Annotated in this window: 16 protein-coding genes; 12 read left to right on the forward strand and 4 right to left on the reverse strand. The window is 72.7% G+C overall.

Annotated elements, in window-relative coordinates; translation table 11 throughout:
* The first annotated feature begins 44 nt into the window (after positions 1-44).
* Together AAH979_RS17825 and AAH979_RS17830 are read left to right on the forward strand one after the other, a co-directional pair.
* A complete protein-coding gene (locus AAH979_RS17825; RefSeq protein ID WP_346259236.1) occupies positions 45-1,049 on the forward strand; it encodes a nucleoside triphosphate pyrophosphohydrolase in 1,005 nt (334 codons plus the stop codon).
* A gap of 244 nt (positions 1,050-1,293) precedes the next feature.
* Positions 1,294-2,658 carry a glycoside hydrolase family 6 protein gene (locus AAH979_RS17830; RefSeq protein ID WP_346259237.1) on the forward strand — a complete coding sequence of 455 codons (1,365 nt, stop codon included), beginning with the start codon at positions 1,294-1,296 and terminating at the stop codon, positions 2,656-2,658.
* A gap of 33 nt (positions 2,659-2,691) precedes the next feature.
* On the opposite strand, the gene AAH979_RS17835 is transcribed toward AAH979_RS17830, so the two are convergent.
* Positions 2,692-3,867, reverse strand: a complete 1,176-nt coding sequence (locus AAH979_RS17835; protein WP_346259238.1) for a glycoside hydrolase family 3 N-terminal domain-containing protein — start codon at positions 3,865-3,867, stop codon at positions 2,692-2,694.
* Positions 3,868-4,005: 138 nt separating this feature from the next.
* A complete protein-coding gene (locus AAH979_RS17840; protein ID WP_346259239.1) occupies positions 4,006-4,938 on the reverse strand; it encodes a DMT family transporter in 933 nt (310 codons plus the stop codon).
* 149 nt (positions 4,939-5,087) lie between these two features.
* Here AAH979_RS17840 and AAH979_RS17845 point away from each other — a divergent pair, with 149 nt between their 5' ends.
* Positions 5,088-6,728 (forward strand): DUF885 domain-containing protein, encoded by a 1,641-nt coding sequence (locus AAH979_RS17845; protein ID WP_346259240.1) that lies wholly within the window; start codon positions 5,088-5,090, stop codon positions 6,726-6,728.
* 2 nt (positions 6,729-6,730) lie between these two features.
* Here the strand turns inward: AAH979_RS17845 and AAH979_RS17850 are convergent, their stop codons facing one another.
* Positions 6,731-7,450 (reverse strand): hypothetical protein, encoded by a 720-nt coding sequence (locus AAH979_RS17850; protein WP_346259241.1) that lies wholly within the window; start codon positions 7,448-7,450, stop codon positions 6,731-6,733.
* A 235-nt stretch (positions 7,451-7,685) separates the two neighbouring features.
* Here AAH979_RS17850 and eno point away from each other — a divergent pair, with 235 nt between their 5' ends.
* From eno to AAH979_RS17895, 9 genes are all read left to right on the forward strand, one after another.
* A complete protein-coding gene (gene eno, locus AAH979_RS17855) occupies positions 7,686-8,969 on the forward strand; it encodes a phosphopyruvate hydratase (protein ID WP_346259242.1) in 1,284 nt (427 codons plus the stop codon).
* 33 nt (positions 8,970-9,002) lie between these two features.
* The gene (locus AAH979_RS17860; RefSeq protein ID WP_346259243.1) at positions 9,003-9,683 is read left to right on the forward strand and encodes a septum formation initiator family protein; all 681 of its coding nucleotides are present in this window, start codon (positions 9,003-9,005) and stop codon (positions 9,681-9,683) included.
* A 32-nt stretch (positions 9,684-9,715) separates the two neighbouring features.
* On the forward strand, positions 9,716-10,291 hold the full coding sequence (locus AAH979_RS17865; protein ID WP_346259340.1) for a DUF501 domain-containing protein: 576 nt from the start codon (positions 9,716-9,718) through the stop codon (positions 10,289-10,291).
* A complete protein-coding gene (locus AAH979_RS17870) occupies positions 10,288-10,821 on the forward strand; it encodes an amino-acid N-acetyltransferase (protein ID WP_346259244.1) in 534 nt (177 codons plus the stop codon). The genes AAH979_RS17865 and AAH979_RS17870 overlap by 4 nt, the downstream gene beginning before the upstream one ends.
* Before the next feature lie 147 nt (positions 10,822-10,968).
* Positions 10,969-12,117 (forward strand): ROK family protein, encoded by a 1,149-nt coding sequence (locus tag AAH979_RS17875; RefSeq protein WP_346259245.1) that lies wholly within the window; start codon positions 10,969-10,971, stop codon positions 12,115-12,117.
* Positions 12,118-12,140: 23 nt separating this feature from the next.
* Positions 12,141-12,992 (forward strand): substrate-binding domain-containing protein, encoded by an 852-nt coding sequence (locus AAH979_RS17880; protein WP_346259246.1) that lies wholly within the window; start codon positions 12,141-12,143, stop codon positions 12,990-12,992.
* 77 nt (positions 12,993-13,069) lie between these two features.
* Positions 13,070-14,593, forward strand: coding sequence for a cellulase family glycosylhydrolase (locus tag AAH979_RS17885; RefSeq protein WP_346259247.1), 1,524 nt, complete (start codon positions 13,070-13,072; stop codon positions 14,591-14,593).
* 16 nt (positions 14,594-14,609) lie between these two features.
* On the forward strand, positions 14,610-15,755 hold the full coding sequence (locus tag AAH979_RS17890; protein ID WP_346259248.1) for a cellulose binding domain-containing protein: 1,146 nt from the start codon (positions 14,610-14,612) through the stop codon (positions 15,753-15,755).
* A gap of 170 nt (positions 15,756-15,925) precedes the next feature.
* A complete protein-coding gene (locus AAH979_RS17895; RefSeq protein ID WP_346259341.1) occupies positions 15,926-16,876 on the forward strand; it encodes a Ppx/GppA phosphatase family protein in 951 nt (316 codons plus the stop codon).
* Between the two features lie 26 nt (positions 16,877-16,902).
* On the opposite strand, the gene AAH979_RS17900 is transcribed toward AAH979_RS17895, so the two are convergent.
* Positions 16,903-18,018, reverse strand: coding sequence for a methyltransferase domain-containing protein (locus AAH979_RS17900; RefSeq protein ID WP_346259249.1), 1,116 nt, complete (start codon positions 18,016-18,018; stop codon positions 16,903-16,905).
* Between the last annotated feature and the right edge of the window lie 128 nt (positions 18,019-18,146).

The raw sequence follows: 18,146 nt of genomic DNA on the forward strand, positions 1-18,146 counted from the left end.
GGCCCTGCCGCGATGACTCCGCCGTCGACCAGTCTTACCGGCCGATGACCGGCGCACCGCCCGGCCCGGCCGGTCGGATCGTGCTGCTGGTCACCTCGCCCCGGCTGCCGGCCGGGCTGCTGACCGCGCCCGCCTGGGACGTCGTACGCGGTTTCCCGGTGCTGGCCGGCGCGGAGAGCGAACTGGCCACGGCGGTACGCGCGGCCGGGGCCGAGGTGACCGTCACCGGGACTCCGGTGCCGGACCTGCTGGCCACGGTCGCCGCGCACGGTACGGCGGTCTGGCTGGCCGGCCCGGCCGGCGACGAGGACCTGGCTCGGGAGCTGGGGCTGCGGCTGGCCCGCCAACCCGGGCTGGCCGAGCTGGAGCTGATGTACGGCTCCTGGGACCCGCCCGGTGCCCGGCTGCTCGACGCGGTCGCGGTGATGGACCGGCTCGCCTCGCCCGGCGGCGACCCGTGGAAGCGGGCGCAGACCCACGCCTCCCTGGCGCAGTATCTGCTCGAAGAGTGCTACGAGGCGTACGACGCCATCGCGGCGAACGATCTCGTCGCGCTCCGCGAGGAGCTGGGGGACGTGCTGTTGCAGGTGGTGCTGCACGCCCGGCTGGCGGAGAACCTGCCCGAGGACGAGCGCTGGTCGATCGACGACGTGGCCGGTGGCCTGGTGGCGAAGATGGTCCGGCGCAACCCGCACGTCTTCGCCGACACCGAGGTCGGCGGCATCGATGAGATCATCGAGAACTGGGAGCGGATCAAGCGGGCCGAGAAGCCCCGGGCCTCGGTGCTGGACGGGGTCGCGCTCTCCCAGCCGGCGCTGGCGCTGGCGGCGAAGGTGCTGCACCGGGTCGACCGGGCCGGGCTCGACCTGCCGCCGCCGAAGCCCGCCGCCGAGGCGGACGAGACGGTCCGGCTGGGCGCGAGCCTGCTGGAGACGGTGGCCCGGGCCCGGGCGGCGGGGCTGGACGCCGAGGCGGCGCTGCGCCAGGCGACCCTGGACTACGCGGCCACGGTCCTCGCGGCCGAACGGGATTCCGTCCCGCCGTCCTGACGCCGGGTCATCCCGGTCAGCGTCCCGGGAGCGACCGAGCGCCGCACCGCCGAGACGCCAGCCCGGAGAACCAGTCCGCCGGGCAGTGATTCGGCACCTTCGTGGAGCTGCGCGGACGGTGCGAGGGATGGCATGATGAATCGAAACATGTAAATGGTTGGCGACCCTGCCGGTTACCGTGCCGCCGGCCGGAACCGGTCCGGGCCGTACCCCGGCGCCGACCCGTTGCTGAGGAGCCAGCGTCATGACCATGCCCCGTTCCGGACGCGTACCCGCCCGGGGCCGCACGGCCCTCGCCGCCCTCGCCGTACTCGTCCTCCTCGCGGGGGCGCTCGGCAGCGCCGGTCCGGCCGGCGCGGCCGATCCGCCGCGCCGGGTGGCCAACCCGTACGCCGGAGCCCGGGTGTACGTGAATCCCGAGTGGTCCGCCCGGGCCGCCGCCGAGCCCGGTGGCGACGCGATCGCCGACCAGCCGACCGCCGTCTGGCTGGACCGGATCGCCGCGATCGAGGGACGGGACGGGGCGATGGGCCTGCGCGACCATCTGGACGCCGCCGTGGCGCAGCAGGCCGAGCTCGTACAGGTGACCCTCTACAACCTGCCGTCCCGCGACTGCGGCCGGCCGACCCCGCAGGGCGAACTCTCGATCGACCAACTCGACCGGTACCGGACGGAGTTCATCGATCCGATCGTCGAGATCCTCGCCGACACCCGCTACGCCGGCCTGCGGATCGTCGCCATCGTCGAGCCGAACTCGCTGCCCAACCTGGTCGTCAACACGAGCCCTCGGCACACCGCCACCTGGGCCTGCGACAGGGTGCGGGACCGGGGCACCTACCTGGACGGGATCGGGTACGCCCTGGCCCGGCTCGGCGCCCTGCCCCACGTCTACCCGTACCTGGACATCAGCCACCACGGCGAACTCGGCTGGCCGGACAACTCCGGCCCGGTGGCGGCACTGCTGCGCCAGGCCGCGACCACCGCGGGCAGCACGCTGGCGAACGTGCACGGCTTCGTCGCCAACACCGCGAACTACTCCGTGCTGCACGAGGAGTACTTCCGCGCCGACACCGTCGTCAACGGCCAGCCGGTGCACCAGTCGAGGTGGGTCGACTGGAACCCGTTCGTCGACGAGGTGCCGTACGCGCGTCACATGCGGGATCTGCTGGCCGGGGAGGGCTTCGCCGCGCAGGCGAGTCTGCTGGTCGACACCTCGCGCAACGGCTGGGGCGGCCCGGCCCGGCCCACCGGACCGGCGGCGACCACCGGCGACCTGAACGAGTACGTCGACCGAAGCCGGATCGACCGGCGGGCGTTCATCTCGAACTGGTGCAACCAGGCGGGCTCCGGCCTCGGCGAGCGGCCGGCCGTCGCCCCGGAGCCCGGCATCGACGCGTACGTGTGGGTCAAACCGCCCGGTGAGTCCGACGGTGCCGATGTCGACCGGGCGTGGGGCCAGCCGTACGAGCCGATGTGCGATCCCACCTACAACCCGTGGCCGGGCGGCTCCGTCCGCAGCACCGGGGCGCTGCCGGACGCTCCGCCGTTCCGGCAGTGGTTCCCGGCGCACTTCCGGCAGTTGCTGGCCAATGCCTGGCCGCCGCTGTGACCGGCGGTTACCGAGATAGCCCGGCGACCGGGGTCAGCGTTTCGGGCGCAGCGTGTCGACCCGGGCCACCGACTGGTCGATCCGCTGCTCGGTGAGGCGCCCGGAGCGGACCAGCCGGACGACGGTGTCGAGGGTCTGGCCGACGACGTTCGGGTCATACTCCTGCTGGTTGCCGAAGACCAGCAGGTCGACGCCGGCCTCCAGGGCCAGCGCGACCGCCTCGTCCCGGCCGAACCGGCTGGTGATCGCCACGGCCTGCATGTCGTCGCTGACCACCGGGCCGCGCCAGCCGAGCCGGCCGCGCAGCAGGTCGGTGACGACCGCCCGGGACAGCGAGGCCGGCCGGTCCGGGTCGAGCTTCCGGTTGAGTACGTGCCCGACCAGTACCGAGTCGGCGGCGCCCTTGGCGATCAGCTTCTGGAACGGTTCGAGTTCGGTCTCCCGCCAGGAGTCGGTGACGTCGACGACGGCGAAGTCGGTGTTCCCGGTCGCGCTGCCCAGCCCGGGAAAGTGCTTGAGCGACGTGCGTACCCCGGCGGCCCGGTGCACCCGGACCTCCTCGGCCGCGTTCCGGACCACCACGTCCGGGTTGGCGGAGAAGCTGCGTTCGAGCGCGCCGACGGCGGGACTGTCCGGGCGCACGTTCAGGTCCACCACCGGCGCGTAGTTGAGGTTGACGCCGATCGAGGTGAGGCTGTGCACGAGCCCTTCCGCCCAGGCCCGGGTGGTCGGGATCGAGTCCGCCCGGCCGATCTCGGCCTGTGACCGGGTGGCCGGGAAGCCGTTGCCGGGGTTGAGCCGGGCGACCCGGCCGCCCTCCTGGTCGATCGAGACGAGCAGCCGGCCGGGTGATGCCTGTTTCAGGGCCTTCACCAGCGCGGTCACCTGACCGGGTGAGCTGACGTTGCGTACGGCGTCGGTCGTCAGGTCACGGTCGAAGAGGATGACGCCGCCGAGCCCCTCCCGGATCGCCGTGACGATCCACTCGGCCTCGGACGCCTGCTGGCCCCGGAAGCCGACCACCAGCAGGCTCGCGATCTTGCGGCGTAGCGCCGCCTCGTCGCGCCGGGCCGGCCCGCGCGGCCGGGACGGGGTGGGCGCGAGCCGGGCCGGGGTCGGGCCCGAGCCGCATCCGGAGGTACCCGCCGCCAGCGCGGCCGAGCCGAGGCCGGCGAGCAGCAGCCGGCGGCTGAGGCGGGCATCCTTCACCTGATCCACGCTACGGTCGGTGACCAGGGCCGCGCGGCACAATGCGGGCAGCGGCGCGAGTTCCGGGCCGGTCGACGCAGGGGAGCCTCGGCTGTCCGCGCTCCGGCGCCGGCGCGCCGACGTTCCAACAGCCCCCGGCTAGCCGGTCCGGACGGCGGCGGTCTCCGCCGGGGTCCGGGCGCGGCGGCGGCCCGCGCTCAGCCCGACGGCGATGCCGACCGCCGCGACCAGCACGCCGGCGGTCTGCCCCAGGTGCGGCGGCCGACCGGCCTGGACCGCCGCGGTGAGCAGGGTGGCGATCGGCATCACCCCGACCAGTACCCCGGCCCGTTCCACCCCGAGCCTGCGCAGCCCGGTGAACCAGGCGAGGAAGGCGATCACGGTCATCATCGCCGCCAGGTAACCGAACGCGGCGGCCTCGGTGGGGGTGGGCAGCCGCCACCGGGCCAGCTCACCCGCCGGGACCGCCGCCAGCAGCAGCAGCGGTACGGCCAGCGCGCAGCTGTACGCCGCGACGCGTACCGGCCCGAGCCGGGGCAGTACGGCCGCGGCCAGCAGCGAGAACGCGATCTCGCCGCCGAACGCCCCGAGCGAGGCGACGATCCCGATCGCGTCCGCCCGACCGCTGCCCTGCACCAGTGCGGTACCGGCGACGACGATCCCGGCCGCCGCGACCAGCCGCAGCGCCGGGCGGCGGCCACCGGTGAGCGGGCCGAGCAGGGCGAGCCCGAGCGGCGCGGCGCCGATGAAGGTGCCCACCACGGCCGGGTCGGCGTGCGGCAGCGCGACCAGGATGCAGGCGTTGAACCCGGCCATCCCGGTCAGTGCGAGCGTGGTCAGCAGCACCAGCTCCCGCCGGTTGGGCCGGCCGGGCGGGGGCGTGCCGCCGGCCAGCAGGCCGGGAAAGCGCCGGACCAGGGCGAACAGTACGGCGGCGGCCAGCGCGTAGCGGGCCGCCTGGCCGGTCAGGTGTGGATAGTCGAGGACGAGTTGACTGATCGAGACGGAGCTGCCGACCAGCACCATCCCGCTGACGCAGAGCAGCACCGCGACCGGGTTCGAGAGCTTCACCGGACCGACGCTAGGGCGCGATTGGTCCATGGGACAGGGCCAAACCAAGGCATCATGACAGGACCATTGGGTCCCGTACCGCGGGTCGACCGGCGGATCGGGCCGATGCGCCGGCCGACGGGGAGCGGCTGATCGTCTAGGTTTTCCCCATGCCACCATTCGTCCCGCTCGCCGAACGGATCGTCGACGCGCTCCTGGCGAGCGACCCCGAGCTGGCCTCGTCGGTCGGCGAGCACGGTCTCGACGACCAGTTGCCGGACCGGTCCGCCGACGCGGTGGCCGGGCGGGTGGCGATGCTGCGGGACGCCGCGCACGCGCTCTCCGAGGTGGACGCCGAGGAGTTGGACGTCCCGGAGCGGGTCGACCACGCCGTACTCACCGCCCTGGTCGACCGGGGGATCTTCGAGCTGACCGAGGTGCGGTCGCACGAGTGGAACCCGCTGGTGCACAACCCGGGGCCGCTGCTGCACGCGCTGGTCGCCCGGCCGTTCGCCCCGGTCGACGTACGGCTGACCAGCCTGGCCGGGCGGCTGGCCGCCGTACCCGACGCGCTGGCGACGGCGCGGGCCGTGCTCCGCGACGTACCCCGGATCCACGCCGAGACCGCCGTCGGGCAGTTCGAGGGCGCGGCGGCGCTGGTCCGGGGGCAGGTGCCGGCCCTGCTGGCCGAGGCGCCCGGCCTGCGCGACACGGTCGGGCCGGTCGCCCGGATGGCGGTCCGCGAGCTGACCGGGTTCGTCGAATGGCTCCGTGCCGGGCTGCGCGACGACGACGCCGGGCCGGGGCGGGACCCCCGGCTGGGGCGGCGGCTCTGGGAGGGGCGGCTCTGGCACACCCTGGACACCGAACTCGGCGCCCGGCAGGTGCTCGACTCCGCCTGGGCGAACCTGGAGCGGGTCACCGAGGAGATCCGGGCGGCGGCGGTCGAGCTGGTCGGTGGCCCGGCCTCGGACGAGACGGTACGCCAGGCGCTGGCGCTGCTCGCCGACGAGCACCCGGACAACTCCTCGGTGGTGCCGCTGGCCCGGACCGCCCTGGACGAGGTGCTCGACTTCGTCGTCGACGCCGACCTGGTGTCGCTGGTCGACGACACCTGCGTGATCAAGGAGATGCCCGAGCACGACCGGGGGGTCGCGGTCGCCTACTGCGACGCGCCGGGGCCGCTGGAATCCGCCGCGGTGCCGACCTACTACTGCATCGCGCCGACCCCGGCGGACTGGCCCGCGACCCGGGTGGAGTCGTTCTTCCGGGAGTACAACGACCACATGATCCGCAACCTGACGGTGCACGAGGCGGTGCCGGGGCACTTCCTCCAACTGGCGCACGCCCGGCGCTACCGGGGCAGCAGCCGGGCCCGCGCGCTCGGCCACTCGGGTCCGTTCATCGAGGGCTGGGCGGTCTACGCCGAGGAGGCGATGGTCGCGTGCGGGTTCGGCGGCCTGGCGGTGCGGTTGCAGCAGCTCAAGATGCAGCTCCGGATGACCATCAACGCGATCCTCGACCAGTTGACGCACTGCGAGGAGCTGTCCGAGTCCGACGGGCTGGCGTTGATGACCGGGCGGGGCTTCCAGGAGGAGGGCGAGGCGGCCGGCAAGTGGCGTCGGGCCCTGCTCACCTCGACCCAGCTCTCCACCTATTTCGTCGGCTACCACCAGGTCGCCGGGATCGCCGCGCGCCGCCCGGACGGGGTGCCGGTCCGGCAGTGGCACGACGCGATGCTGGCGCACGGCTCCCCGTCGCCGCGCCACCTGCCCGCGCTGCTCGGCCTGGACGAGTACGACCTGGCGTGAGCTCAGGCGGGTGTCTGCTGGCCCGCCCCGGCACGCCGGTCGATCAGTCCGGCACCGGCGGGCAGCTCGAAGGCGCTGCTCTCCACCGCGTCGCGGTAACGGCGGAGCGCCACCTCGAGTTCGGTGCCGTCGACCGTACCGGTGAAGCTGCCCAGCGCACCCTCGCTGGTGATGCAGGCGTCGAAGCCGGCCGCCGGGGCGTCGCTGAGCTGGTCGACCTCCACACAGGTGGCGTGCCGCCCGGCGACGGTGGTGTCGTACTGCCGGATCGTCGCGTCCGGGTCGAGCGCGGCGGCGGTGAGCAGGCCGACCACCACCGGTGGGGTGACCAGGCCGCGTTTGTTCATGTCGGCGAAAATGGTGACCGACGGCTTGGCGTTGGCCGGCGGGGGCGCGGTCAGCGTGCAGGTCGGTTTCCGGGTGCTGGTGTCGCAGGCCGTGGTCGCGTCCGTGGTGACCGTCAGCTTGCCGCCCGGATAGGTGTACGCCGCGCGTAGCGGGTCCTGCGACTGCGAGATCGAGGCGTTCTGGCCACCGGGGAGTTGGTAGTCGGCGGAGTAGGTCAGCTCGTTGGACCGGTCCAGTCGGGCGGCCAGGTCGTTGACCAGGTCTGCCCGCCCGATCACCCGACCGGCGTCATCCAGGGTCTGGCACCCGGAGACCGTCAGTACGGAAATGATCGCCCCCGCGAGTACCCGGAGTGAGATCGACACAACCGGCATGGCCCACAGCCTTCACGATCGGGTCAAGCGCGCGCAAACCGGTTCCCACGTACTGTGAAAGAAATCCACAAATGTCGGGTGGCCCCACGGTCGGGCGGCCGGGCCCGGAGGCAGCGCCCGGAGCCCCGGGCCCGACCGATAGGCTGCCTGCGGGAGCCTGCGCCGCACCGCCGCGACGGGGACGGACCACCATCGGTTTTCGATGGACAGACTTCAATCTTTGAGGAGCAGGACAGTGGCCACCATCGAGGGAATCGTCGCCCGGGAGATTCTCGACTCGCGCGGCAACCCGACCGTCGAGGTCGAGATCGGGCTGGACGACGGTACGGTCGCCCGCGCTGCGGTGCCGTCCGGCGCGTCCACCGGAGCCTTCGAGGCGATCGAGCTGCGCGACGGCGACAAGGACCGCTACAACGGCAAGGGCGTGGAGAAGGCGGTCGCCAACATCGAGGACCGGATCGTCGACCAGCTCGTCGGCTACGAGGCCAGCGAGCAGCGGCTGATCGACCAGAAGATGCTCGACATCGACGGCACCGACGACAAGTCGGAGCTGGGTGCCAACGCCATCCTCGGGGTCTCGCTGGCGGTGGCGAAGGCGGCGGCGAACAGCGCCGAGCTGAGCCTCTTCCGCTACCTGGGCGGCCCGCACGCGCACCTGCTGCCGGTGCCGATGATGAACATCCTCAACGGTGGCGCGCACGCCGACTCCAACGTCGACGTGCAGGAATTCATGATCGCCCCGATCGGCGCGCCTTCGTTCCGCGAGGCGCTGCGCTCGGGCGCCGAGGTCTACCACGCGCTCAAGTCGGTGCTGAAGAAGAAGGGCCTGGCCACCGGCCTCGGCGACGAGGGCGGCTTCGCCCCCGACCTGCCGACCAACTCCACCGCGCTCGACCTGATCGCCGAGGCGGTCGAGAAGGCCGGCTACCGGCTCGGCACCGACATCGTCTTCGCGCTCGACGTGGCCGCCACCGAGTTCTTCAACGACGGGGTCTACACCTTCGAGGGCGGCACCAAGACGGCGGACGAGATGACCGCCTACTACCAGAAGCTGGCCGACGACTACCCGATCGTCTCCATCGAGGACCCGCTCTCCGAGGACGACTGGTCCGGCTGGGCCGGGCTGACCGCCTCGCTCGGCGAGCGGGTGCAGATCGTCGGCGACGACCTCTTCGTCACCAACCCGCAGCGGATCGCCCGGGGCATCGCGGAGCGGACCGCCAACGCCGTACTGGTCAAGGTGAACCAGATCGGTTCGTTGACCGAAACCTTCGAGGCGGTCGACATGGCGCACCGGGCCGGCTTCAAGTGCATGATGAGCCACCGCTCCGGCGAGACCGAGGACACCACCATCGCCGACCTGGCGGTGGCCACCGGCTGCGGCCAGATCAAGACCGGTGCGCCGGCCCGCTCCGACCGGGTGGCGAAATACAACCAGCTACTGCGGATCGAGGAGGAGCTGGCCGACGCGGCGCGGTACGCCGGCACCGGAGCGTTTCCGCGTTACCGTTCGAACTGACTGGTCAGCCTTTGGGGGAGGGGTGCGACGGCGATGACGCAACGCCGTACGCCGAGCGGGCAGGGCCCGGCTCGACGGCCGGATCGCGGTGGCCGGTCCGGGACGTCCCGGACCGGCCGTGCCTCGGGTCGGGATTCCGGGTCCCGGGCCGAGCCGCGACAGGGCCAGGCCCGCTCCTCCGGAGCCACCCGGGCCACCGGTACGACCCGGGCCGCCGGCACCGGCCGGGGCGCGGACGGCTCCCGCTCTGGCAGCCGGCCCGCGGCCGCCCGCCGGACCGTCGCCGCCCGCGCCGTGAAGCGGACGTACGCCCAGCACCCCCGGCGCTACACCGGCCGGGCGACCGTACTCGCCGGGGTGCTGGTGGCGCTCGCCCTCGCGTACACCTATCCGGTGCGGGTCTATCTCGACCAGCAGTCCGACATCGCCCGGATCGAGGCGGCCCAGCAGGCGCAGCGCGAAGTCATCGGTGACCTGACCGAGGAGGCGGCGCTCTGGGACGACCCGGAATACGTGAAGATCCAGGCGAGGGAGCGGTTCTACATGGTGCTGCCCGGCGAGGTGCCGCTGGTGGTGCTCACCGATCACAAGGGTGCCGCCCGGGACGCCGGAGTCGATCCGTCGGCGGCCGAACGGGCCCCGGAGCCCTGGTACGACACCCTCTGGTCCAGCGTGCAGGCCGCCAACGAGCAGCCGGACCGGACCGGCCGGTGAGCCGTCCCGACCCGGTCGGCGTACCCGGTGGAGTGGGTCGTCCCGGCGCGGAGCCGGCGGCGGCCGGCGTGCCGGCACCGGTGCGGGAGCCGGCCACCGACGCGGACCTGGCGGCGGTCGCCGCCCAGCTCGGCCGGACCCCGCGCGGCACCCGCGCGGTGGCGCACCGCTGCCCGTGCGGCCAGCCCGACGTGGTGGAGACCACCCCCCGGCTCGCCGACGGCACACCCTTCCCCACCCTCTTCTACCTGACCTGCCCGCGAGCGGTGGCCGGGTGCAGCCGGCTGGAGTCCGCCGGGCTGATGCGCGAGATGCAGGAGCGGCTGGGCACCGATCCCGAGCTGGCCGAGCGCTACCTGGCGGCGCACCGGGACTACCTGACCCGGCGGGAGGCGATCGGCACCGTGCCGGAGATCGACGGGATCTCGGCCGGCGGCATGCCGGGCCGGGTGAAGTGCCTGCACGTGCACCTCGGGCACGCGCTGGCCGCCGGCCCCGGCGTCAACCCGTTCGGCGACGAGGTGCTGGAGCTGCTCGAACAGTGGTGGGCCGACGGTCCGTGCGTCGAGCCGGTGCCCTCGGCCCGGTCGGCGGAGCCGACCGGATGACCGGCGGCGAGCCGGCGCCGGTCCCGGCCGAGCTGGTCATCCGGCGGGCCCGGACCGCCGACGTACGCGGGATCCGGGATCTGATCGACACCTACAGTCCGGAGCGGCGGCTGCTCAGCAAGGCCACCGTCACGCTCTACGAGGACGTCCAGGAGTTCTGGGTCGCGGTGGATCCGGCCGACGGCACGGTGGTCGGTTGCGGTGCCCTGCACGTGATGTGGGAGGACCTGGCCGAGATCCGGACGGTGGCGGTGCACCCGGCGCACCGGGGCCGCAAGATCGGCCAGCGGATCGTGGCGGAGCTGCTGACCACCGCCCGCGAGCTGGGCGTCGCCCGGGTCTTCGTGCTCACCTTCGAGACCCGGTTCTTCGCCGCCTTCGGTTTCGTCGAGATCGACGGGGCGCCGGTGCCGCAGGCGGTCTTCGAGCAACTGCTCCGCTCCTACGACGAGGGCGTCGCCGAGTTCCTCGGCCTGGAACGGGTCAAGCCGAACACCCTCGGCAACGTCCGGATGCTGCTGCGGCTCTGAGAGCCAGCCGGTCCTTGTATACTTTGCTGGGTCATCTACGCGGCTCGTGGCAGAGGAGCAGTGAGCGGACGAGTAGCGAGCAAACCGCATGCGAGCAGTAGGGCAGCGGTCCTCGACGCTATCCGGGCGGCCGGCACGATCAGCCGGGTGGGCCTGATCAACGCCACCGGCTTCACCGCACCCACGATCTCCAACCTCGTCCGCAAACTCATCAACGAGGGTCTGGTCGTCGAGACCGGCCACGCCGAGTCGACCGGTGGCAAGCGCAGGGTCCTGCTCCAGCTCAACCACGCCTCCCGGTACGCGGTGGGTGTGCACCTGGACAACGACGTGCTGACGTACGTCCTGACCAACCTCGCCGGGGTAGCGGTGGCCCGGATCGCCCGGCCCGGCGCCGGTGCCGAGGAACCGCCGGCCGTGGTGGCCCGGATCGCGGCCGAGATAGCGACGCTGATCGACAGCGTCGGCCTGGAGCGTGCCCGGGTACTCGGCCTCGGCCTGGTCCTCCCCGGCCCCTCCATCCGGCAGTGGGAGGGATTCCCGCTGGGCCCGGCGCTGGAGCAGGCGACGACGTTGCCCGTGGTGCTCGACAACGACGCGACCGCGGCGGCGTTGGGCGAGCACTGGGCCGGCGGGTTCGGGGCCGCGACGGCGGCGGCCGCGCTCTACATGGGAACCGGGATCGGCGCCGGGCTGGTCCTCAACGGCATCACCTACCGGGGTCCGAGCGGCAGCGCCGGCGAGTTGGGGCACGTGTGCGTACACGCGGACGGCCCGCGCTGCTGGTGTGGTGGCCGTGGCTGCGTGGAGGCGGTCGCCGGTCCGGCGGCCGTGGTCGCCGCCGGGCGTGCGGACGCGGCACTGGCCGGCGCGCTGGGCCTGCGGGGTGGCGCGGAGCAGACCTCGGTGGCGACGGACTTCGCCACGATCAGCCGGGCCGCCCGGCGGGGCGAGCCGCGGGCGCTGGCGTTGCTGGAGAGATCCGCCCGGTATGTCGCGACGGCCACCCGCACCCTGGTCAGCATCATGGACCTCGAAGTCGTCGTGTTGACCGGGCCGAGTTTTGCCGTCGCCGGCTCGGTCTACCTTCCGGTCGTACGCCAGGAGCTGCACGGCCACCTCGCCCGTTCGGCGCCCACCGTGGACGTGCGGTTGTCGCGGTCCGCCGCGACGGCCTGCGCCATCGGTGCCGCCACACTCGTCCTGGAGTCCGAGTTGGTTCCGCTGCGGCAGGGCCTTCGGTTGCCCGGACCGCTCGACTCCGAGCCCGTGCCGCGCACCGAGTCGGCCGGCTGAACCCACACCAGGCGGGAGAGCGGATGAGAGCCACGAGCGCGGTCGGCCTGGTGCTCGCCCGGCCACCCCGGCTGCTCGGTGCCGAGCCCTTCTTCATGGAGTTCATCGCCGGCATCGAGGAACGGCTCGCGGAGCAGGGGCGGTCGGTGCTGTTGCACATCGTCGCCAACCACACTGCGGAGATCGCGGCGTACCGGCGGTGGGCGGGGCAGCAACTCGTCGACGCCGTCGTACTGGTGAATCCGGTCGTCGACGACACCCGGCCGGCGGTGCTGCGCGAACTCGGTCTACCCGTGGTCGTCGCGGGAGAGGCCGCCGGCGACCTCCCGGCCGTACGCCGGGACGACGTCGGCTCGGTGCGGGCCGCGCTGGCGCACCTGCTCGACCTGGGGCATCGCCGGATCGCCCGGGTCAGCGGCCCCGAGACCCTGCGACACACCCGGACCCGCACCGCCGCCCTGCTGGAGGCGGCACGCTCGGCCGGCGTCACCGCAGAGATGGTGGCGGGCGACTACTCGGAGGAGTCGGGCGCGAAGCTCACCGCCGCGCTGCTGGGCGGTTCCGAGCCGCCCAGCGCGATCGTCTACGACAACGACCTGATGGCGCTCGCCGGCCTGAACACCGCCAAGGAACTGGGTCTGGAGATTCCCCGCGACCTCAGCCTGATCGCCTGGGACGACTCCAGCCTGTGCCGGCTGGCGTCACCGCCGCTCACCACGATGAGTCTCGACGTGCACCTGTTCGGCGACCTGGTGGCCGAGTCCGTGCTGCGGCTGATCGACGGGCAGCCGGTCGCGCAGCGGTGGTGCGAGACCGAGACCGTCGTCGCCCGGGGGACGACCGCGGCACCCGGTCCCCGCCACCAGGTCGCTTGACTTAGTGAGCTTAATAAAGAAAGCTCCTTCACGCGCTCCCATTGATGGTCACCTCTTCCTGTCCAGAGGAGATCCTCATGAAAAGTCGGCATGCCCTGCTCGCCGCCGGCGCGGTGTGCACACTCGCCGCCGCCAGTCTGGTGGCGGGCACGTTCCCCGTGTCCGCCGCGACTACCGGCTGCTCGGTGACCTACACCGTGCAGAGCCAGTGGACCGGTGGGTTCTCGGGCAACGTCTCCATCACCAACCTCGGCTCGCCGGTCACGAGTTGGACGTTGACGTTCGACTTCCCGAACGCCAGCCAGCGCGTCAGCCAGGGCTGGAGCGCCACCTGGTCGCAGTCCGGCACCCGCGTCTCGGCCGCCAGTCTCAGCTGGAACGGTTCGCTGGGCACCGGCGGTTCGACCGCGATCGGCTTCGTCGGGTCGTGGAACGGCAGCAACCCGGTCCCCGCCTCGTTCGCGCTGAACGGCACGACCTGCACCGGCTCGGTCACCTCGCCGTCGGCCAACCCGCCGACCACGGCGCCGCCCACCACCCCACCGGTCACCACGCCACCGACCACCACCCCACCGCCCGGTGGTGTGGCGCCCGCCCTGCGGGTCTCCGGCAATCGGTTGGTGACGGCGGCCGGGGCGACCTACCGGTTGCTCGGGGTCAACCGGGCCAGCGGCGAGTTCGCCTGCGTACAGGGCAAGGGGATGTGGGACAGCGGCCCGGTGGACCAGGCCTCGGTCGACGCCATGAAGACCTGGAACATCCGTGCCGTCCGGATCCCGTTGAACGAGGACTGCTGGCTGGGGCTCTCCGGCACGCCCAGTGGCGCCGCCTACCAGCAGGCGGTCAAGGACTACGTGAACCTGCTGGTCGCCAACGGGATCAACCCGATCCTCGACCTGCACTGGACGCACGGCAGCTACACCGGCAACATCTCGGCCTGCGCCGACGTCAACGCCACCTGCCAGAAGCCGATGCCGAGCATGCAGTACACCCCGCGGTTCTGGACCGGGGTGGCGAACGCCTTCAAGGGCAACGACGCGGTGGTATTCGACCTGTTCAACGAGCCCTACCCGGACGCCTCCAACAACTGGTCGGACATGCCCGCCGCGTGGCGGTGCCTGCGCGACGGCGGCACCTGCACCGGCATCGAGTACGAGGTGGCCGGCATGCAGGACCTGGTCGACGCCGTACGCGCCACCGGCGCCGGCAACGTGCTGCTGGTCGCCGGGCTGACCTGGACCAACGACCTGACCCAGTGGCTGACCTACAAGCCGACCGATCCGCGCGGCAACATCGTGGCGTCGTGGCACTCGTACAACTTCAACGCCTGCGTCACCGACTCCTGCTGGGACAGCCAGATCGCGGCGGTCGCGGCCCAGGTCCCGGTGCACGCCGGTGAGATCGGCCAGGACACCTGCGCGCACGACTACATCGACCGGGTGACGACCTGGCTGGACTCGCAGCGGATCGGATACACCGCCTGGACCTGGAACCCGTGGGGATGCAGCGGCGGCAACGTGCTCATCCAGGACTACGACGGCACCCCGACCAGCACCTACGGCGAGGGCTACAAGGCCCACCTGCTGACCGTAACTCCGTGAGGGAAGGAGTGACGCCATGAACGAACAGACGGACTCCGTGCGGGACCGGACGAGGATGCCGCGCAAACCCCTCTGGTACGCCCTGATCACCGGGCTCGCAGCAGTCCTGGCCTTCGCCTTCACGGTGGTCTCGCCCACCGCCCCCGCCCTGTCAGCGGCCGCCCCGGTCAGGATCATGCCGCTTGGCGACTCGATCACCGCCGGCCCCGGCTGCTGGCGCGCCCTGCTCTGGAACCAGCTCCGGACGGCTGGTTACTCGAACATCGACTTCGTCGGCAGCGCCTCCGACGGAGGCAGTTGCAACTACGGGTTCTCGTACGACGCCGACCACGAGGGCCACGGCGGCTTTTCGGCCGTCGGCATCGCCGACAACAACCAGCTGCCACCGTGGTTGAACGCGGCAGACCCGGACATCGTCGTCATGCACCTGGGCACGAACGACCTGTGGGGCGGCTGGCAGTCTATGGACACCATCATGGCCGCGTTCACCAAGCTGGTCGGCCAGATGCGGGCGAACAACCCCGACATGAAGATCGTCGTCGCGCAGATCATCCCGCACCACGGCTGTGAGACCTGCCCGGCCGACGCGGTGACGTTCAACAACCGGATCCCCGGCTGGGCCGCTGGGCTGACCACGGCCCGCTCGCCCATCGTCGTGGTGGACCAGTGGACCGGCTTCAACGCCGCCACGGACACCAACGACGGGGTGCACCCGGTCGAGTCCGGCTTCCGCAAGATGGCCAACCGCTTCTACCCGGCGCTCGCCCAACTTCTCGGCGGCGTCGTCCCCACCCCCGGGACGACCACCCCGCCGGGCACGCCGACCACCCCGCCCGGAACGCCGACCACCCCGCCGGCGGGCGGCGGCTGCACAGCCACCTACCGGGTGACGAACCAGTGGACCGGCGGGTTCCAGGCCGAGGTGAGCGTGCGCAACGGCAGGTCGACGGCGACCACGGGGTGGACCGCGACGTTCACCTTCGGCGGCGGCCAGCAGGTCAGTCAGGCCTGGAACGCCACCGTCACGCAGACGGGAGCGACGGTGACGGCCAGGAACGTGAGCTGGAACGGCGGCCTGCCGGCCGGCGGATCGACGACCTTCGGCTTCCTGGCCTCGGGTACCGGCGGCTCCGCGCCGGCCGTCACCTGCACGGTGAGCTGAGACGCGGTGGTGGTACGGGCCTCCGACGGCCCGTACCACCACCAGTCCCACTCGTGATCACCCCGCCACCCGCCCGCCAGGGACTCCGTGCCGACCCTGCGAGCTGTTGCCGCGACGACAGCGCGTCGCCGCGACCCCGAGGACGTAGAGTGAAGATCGTGAAGAACCGCGTGGCCGCGATCGACTGCGGCACGAACTCGATCCGGCTGCTCGTGGCCGACCTGCCGGACCCGTCCGCCGGGCCGGAGGCCGAGCTGGCCGAGGTGGTCCGGCGGATGGAGATCGTCCGGCTGGGCCAGGATCTCGACCGGACCGGGCGGCTGGCACCGGAGGCGCTGGAACGGACCCGGCAGGCGCTGGTCGGCTACGCCACCTCGATCGAGTCGCTCGGCGTGTCCCGGGTACGCATGTGCGCCACCTCCGCCTCCCGGGACGCCTCCAACGCGGGCGAGTTCCAGACCATGGTGGTCGACACCCTCGGCGTCGAGCCGGAGGTGGTGACCGGGGACGAGGAGGCCCGGCTCTCCTTCACCGGTGCCGTACGCGGGCTGGGCGACGACGTCCGGGCGCCGTACCTGGTGGTCGACATCGGGGGCGGCTCGACCGAGTTCGTGGTCGGCGGGCGGCCAGCCGGTGGCGGCGCGGCGGCGGTGGACGCGGCGGTGTCGGTGGACATCGGCTGCGTCCGGATGACCGAGCGGCACCTGCACGGCGACCCGCCGACGCCGGAGCAGCTGGCGGCGGCCGAGGCCGACATCACGGCGGCGGTGGACCGGGCGCTGTCGGTGGTGCCGGGGCGGGAGGCGGCCACCCTGATCGGGCTGGCCGGCTCGGTGACCACGGTCGCCGGGATGGCGTTGGGCCTGCCGGAGTACCGCCCCGACCGGATCCACCACGCCCGCGTCCCGTACGCCGACGTGGTGAAGGTGACCAGCGACCTGCTGGCCCGGTCGTCGGTGGAGCGGCTGACCATCCCGGTGATGCACCCCGGCCGGGCCGACGTGATCGGTGCCGGTGCGCTGGTGCTCAGGATCGTCATGGAGCGGGCCGGGATGAGCTCGGTGATCGCCAGCGAGCGGGACATCCTCGACGGCATCGCATACAGCCTGCTGCCGGCGTAGCCCGTCCGCCACGCCGGCAGGCCGTACTACCCTGCCCGCAGGGTGACGATCTCCGGGTGGGTGCCGGAGAGGCTGATCGGGTGCCGCTGCCGCACGGCCAGCCCGGCCGCCTCCGCGTCGGGCAACTGGCCGTCCACGTCGGAGACCAGCAGCACCGCGCGGCCGGCCGGGCGTAGCACCCGGCGTAGCTCCGTCCAGAACCGCCGCTGCCGGCGGGCCAGGATGCCGGCGAACGGCACCTGCCGGTTCCACGGCGGGTTGGTGACCACCAGGTCGACCACCCCGTCGGGCAGCGGGATCCGGCCGGCATCCGCCACCACCCAGCCGACCGGTGTTCCTCTGCCGTTGCCGGCGGCGATCGCGACCACGGCCGGGTCGATGTCACCACCCACAATGGACAGGGCTCGGTCGGAGCGGGTCGCCTCGACCGGTATCGTCCCCGCCCCGCAGCAGGGGTCGAGGAGCAGGTCGCCGTCGCGTGGCCCGGCGAGCCGGACCAGTGCGGCGGCGACCGGTGGGTGCAGGCTGCCCGGCCGGGACATCCGACGGTACGCGCGGCGGTGCAGCGGCCGGTCGGCGATCCGCAGCGCCACCAGGGCCCGGTCGTCGACGAGGGTGACCCGCCAGGACAGTCCACCCGGCGGTGGCGCGAGCCCACCCCGCCGGCTGTGGTACGGCAACCCGAGCGCGGCGGCGATCGGCTCGCCGACCGCGTCCTCCAGATCGAACCGGGTGAAGTTACGCCGCCCCAGGAACGACGCGGAGACGTCGATCCCGGGCAAGGCTGCCGGCACGCCCGTCCCGGGCAACGCTGCCGGCACGCCCGTCCCGGGTAACCGGCGGTCGCCACCGCACCGGCGCCACCCGGCCAGTAACTCCCGCAGCGGCAGCGCCGTCGCGGCCTTGCCCAGCATCCGCAGGTCTGCCCGGCTCCGGCCGATCCCGTACACCACCGCGCCGACCAGGAAGACGTCGTCGGCGCAGCGTAGCTCCAGTACCTCAGGACCGGGATCGAGGCAGTCGAACCACACCTCACGGTGCGCGACCGCGCTGACCCGGCCCACTCCCAGTGTTGCTATCTCGTCGGCCACCACCGGCTCGATGCCCCGCACCGTCCGCGCCACCAGGCGCGCGGCCGTCACGACGTGACGACGGTGCCAGGACGCGGTGTGGCCCCGGCGCGGGTACGCGCCGGCAACCGAAAGATCATCCGATCTTCTCCCACGTCGCGACTCGGGGCGACGCGCCGCCGCCCCGCATCGCTGGCGAG

It is taken from the genome of Plantactinospora sp. ZYX-F-223 (genome assembly GCF_039649625.1).
GTDB lineage: Bacteria > Actinomycetota > Actinomycetes > Mycobacteriales > Micromonosporaceae > Plantactinospora.

Excerpts from the sequence above, each read along its gene's own strand:
- AAH979_RS17860 (WP_346259243.1), top strand. The coding sequence starts at position 9,003 with ATGACGCAACGCCGTACGCCGAGCGGGCAGGGCCCGGCTCGACGGCCG.
- AAH979_RS17890 (WP_346259248.1), top strand. The coding sequence starts at position 14,610 with ATGAACGAACAGACGGACTCCGTGCGGGACCGGACGAGGATGCCGCGC.
- AAH979_RS17850 (WP_346259241.1), bottom strand. The coding sequence starts at position 7,450 with ATGCCGGTTGTGTCGATCTCACTCCGGGTACTCGCGGGGGCGATCATT.
- AAH979_RS17880 (WP_346259246.1), top strand. The coding sequence starts at position 12,141 with ATGAGAGCCACGAGCGCGGTCGGCCTGGTGCTCGCCCGGCCACCCCGG.
- AAH979_RS17845 (WP_346259240.1), top strand. The coding sequence starts at position 5,088 with ATGCCACCATTCGTCCCGCTCGCCGAACGGATCGTCGACGCGCTCCTG.
- AAH979_RS17825 (WP_346259236.1), top strand. The coding sequence starts at position 45 with ATGACCGGCGCACCGCCCGGCCCGGCCGGTCGGATCGTGCTGCTGGTC.
- AAH979_RS17870 (WP_346259244.1), top strand. The coding sequence starts at position 10,288 with ATGACCGGCGGCGAGCCGGCGCCGGTCCCGGCCGAGCTGGTCATCCGG.
- AAH979_RS17885 (WP_346259247.1), top strand. The coding sequence starts at position 13,070 with ATGAAAAGTCGGCATGCCCTGCTCGCCGCCGGCGCGGTGTGCACACTC.
- AAH979_RS17830 (WP_346259237.1), top strand. The coding sequence starts at position 1,294 with ATGACCATGCCCCGTTCCGGACGCGTACCCGCCCGGGGCCGCACGGCC.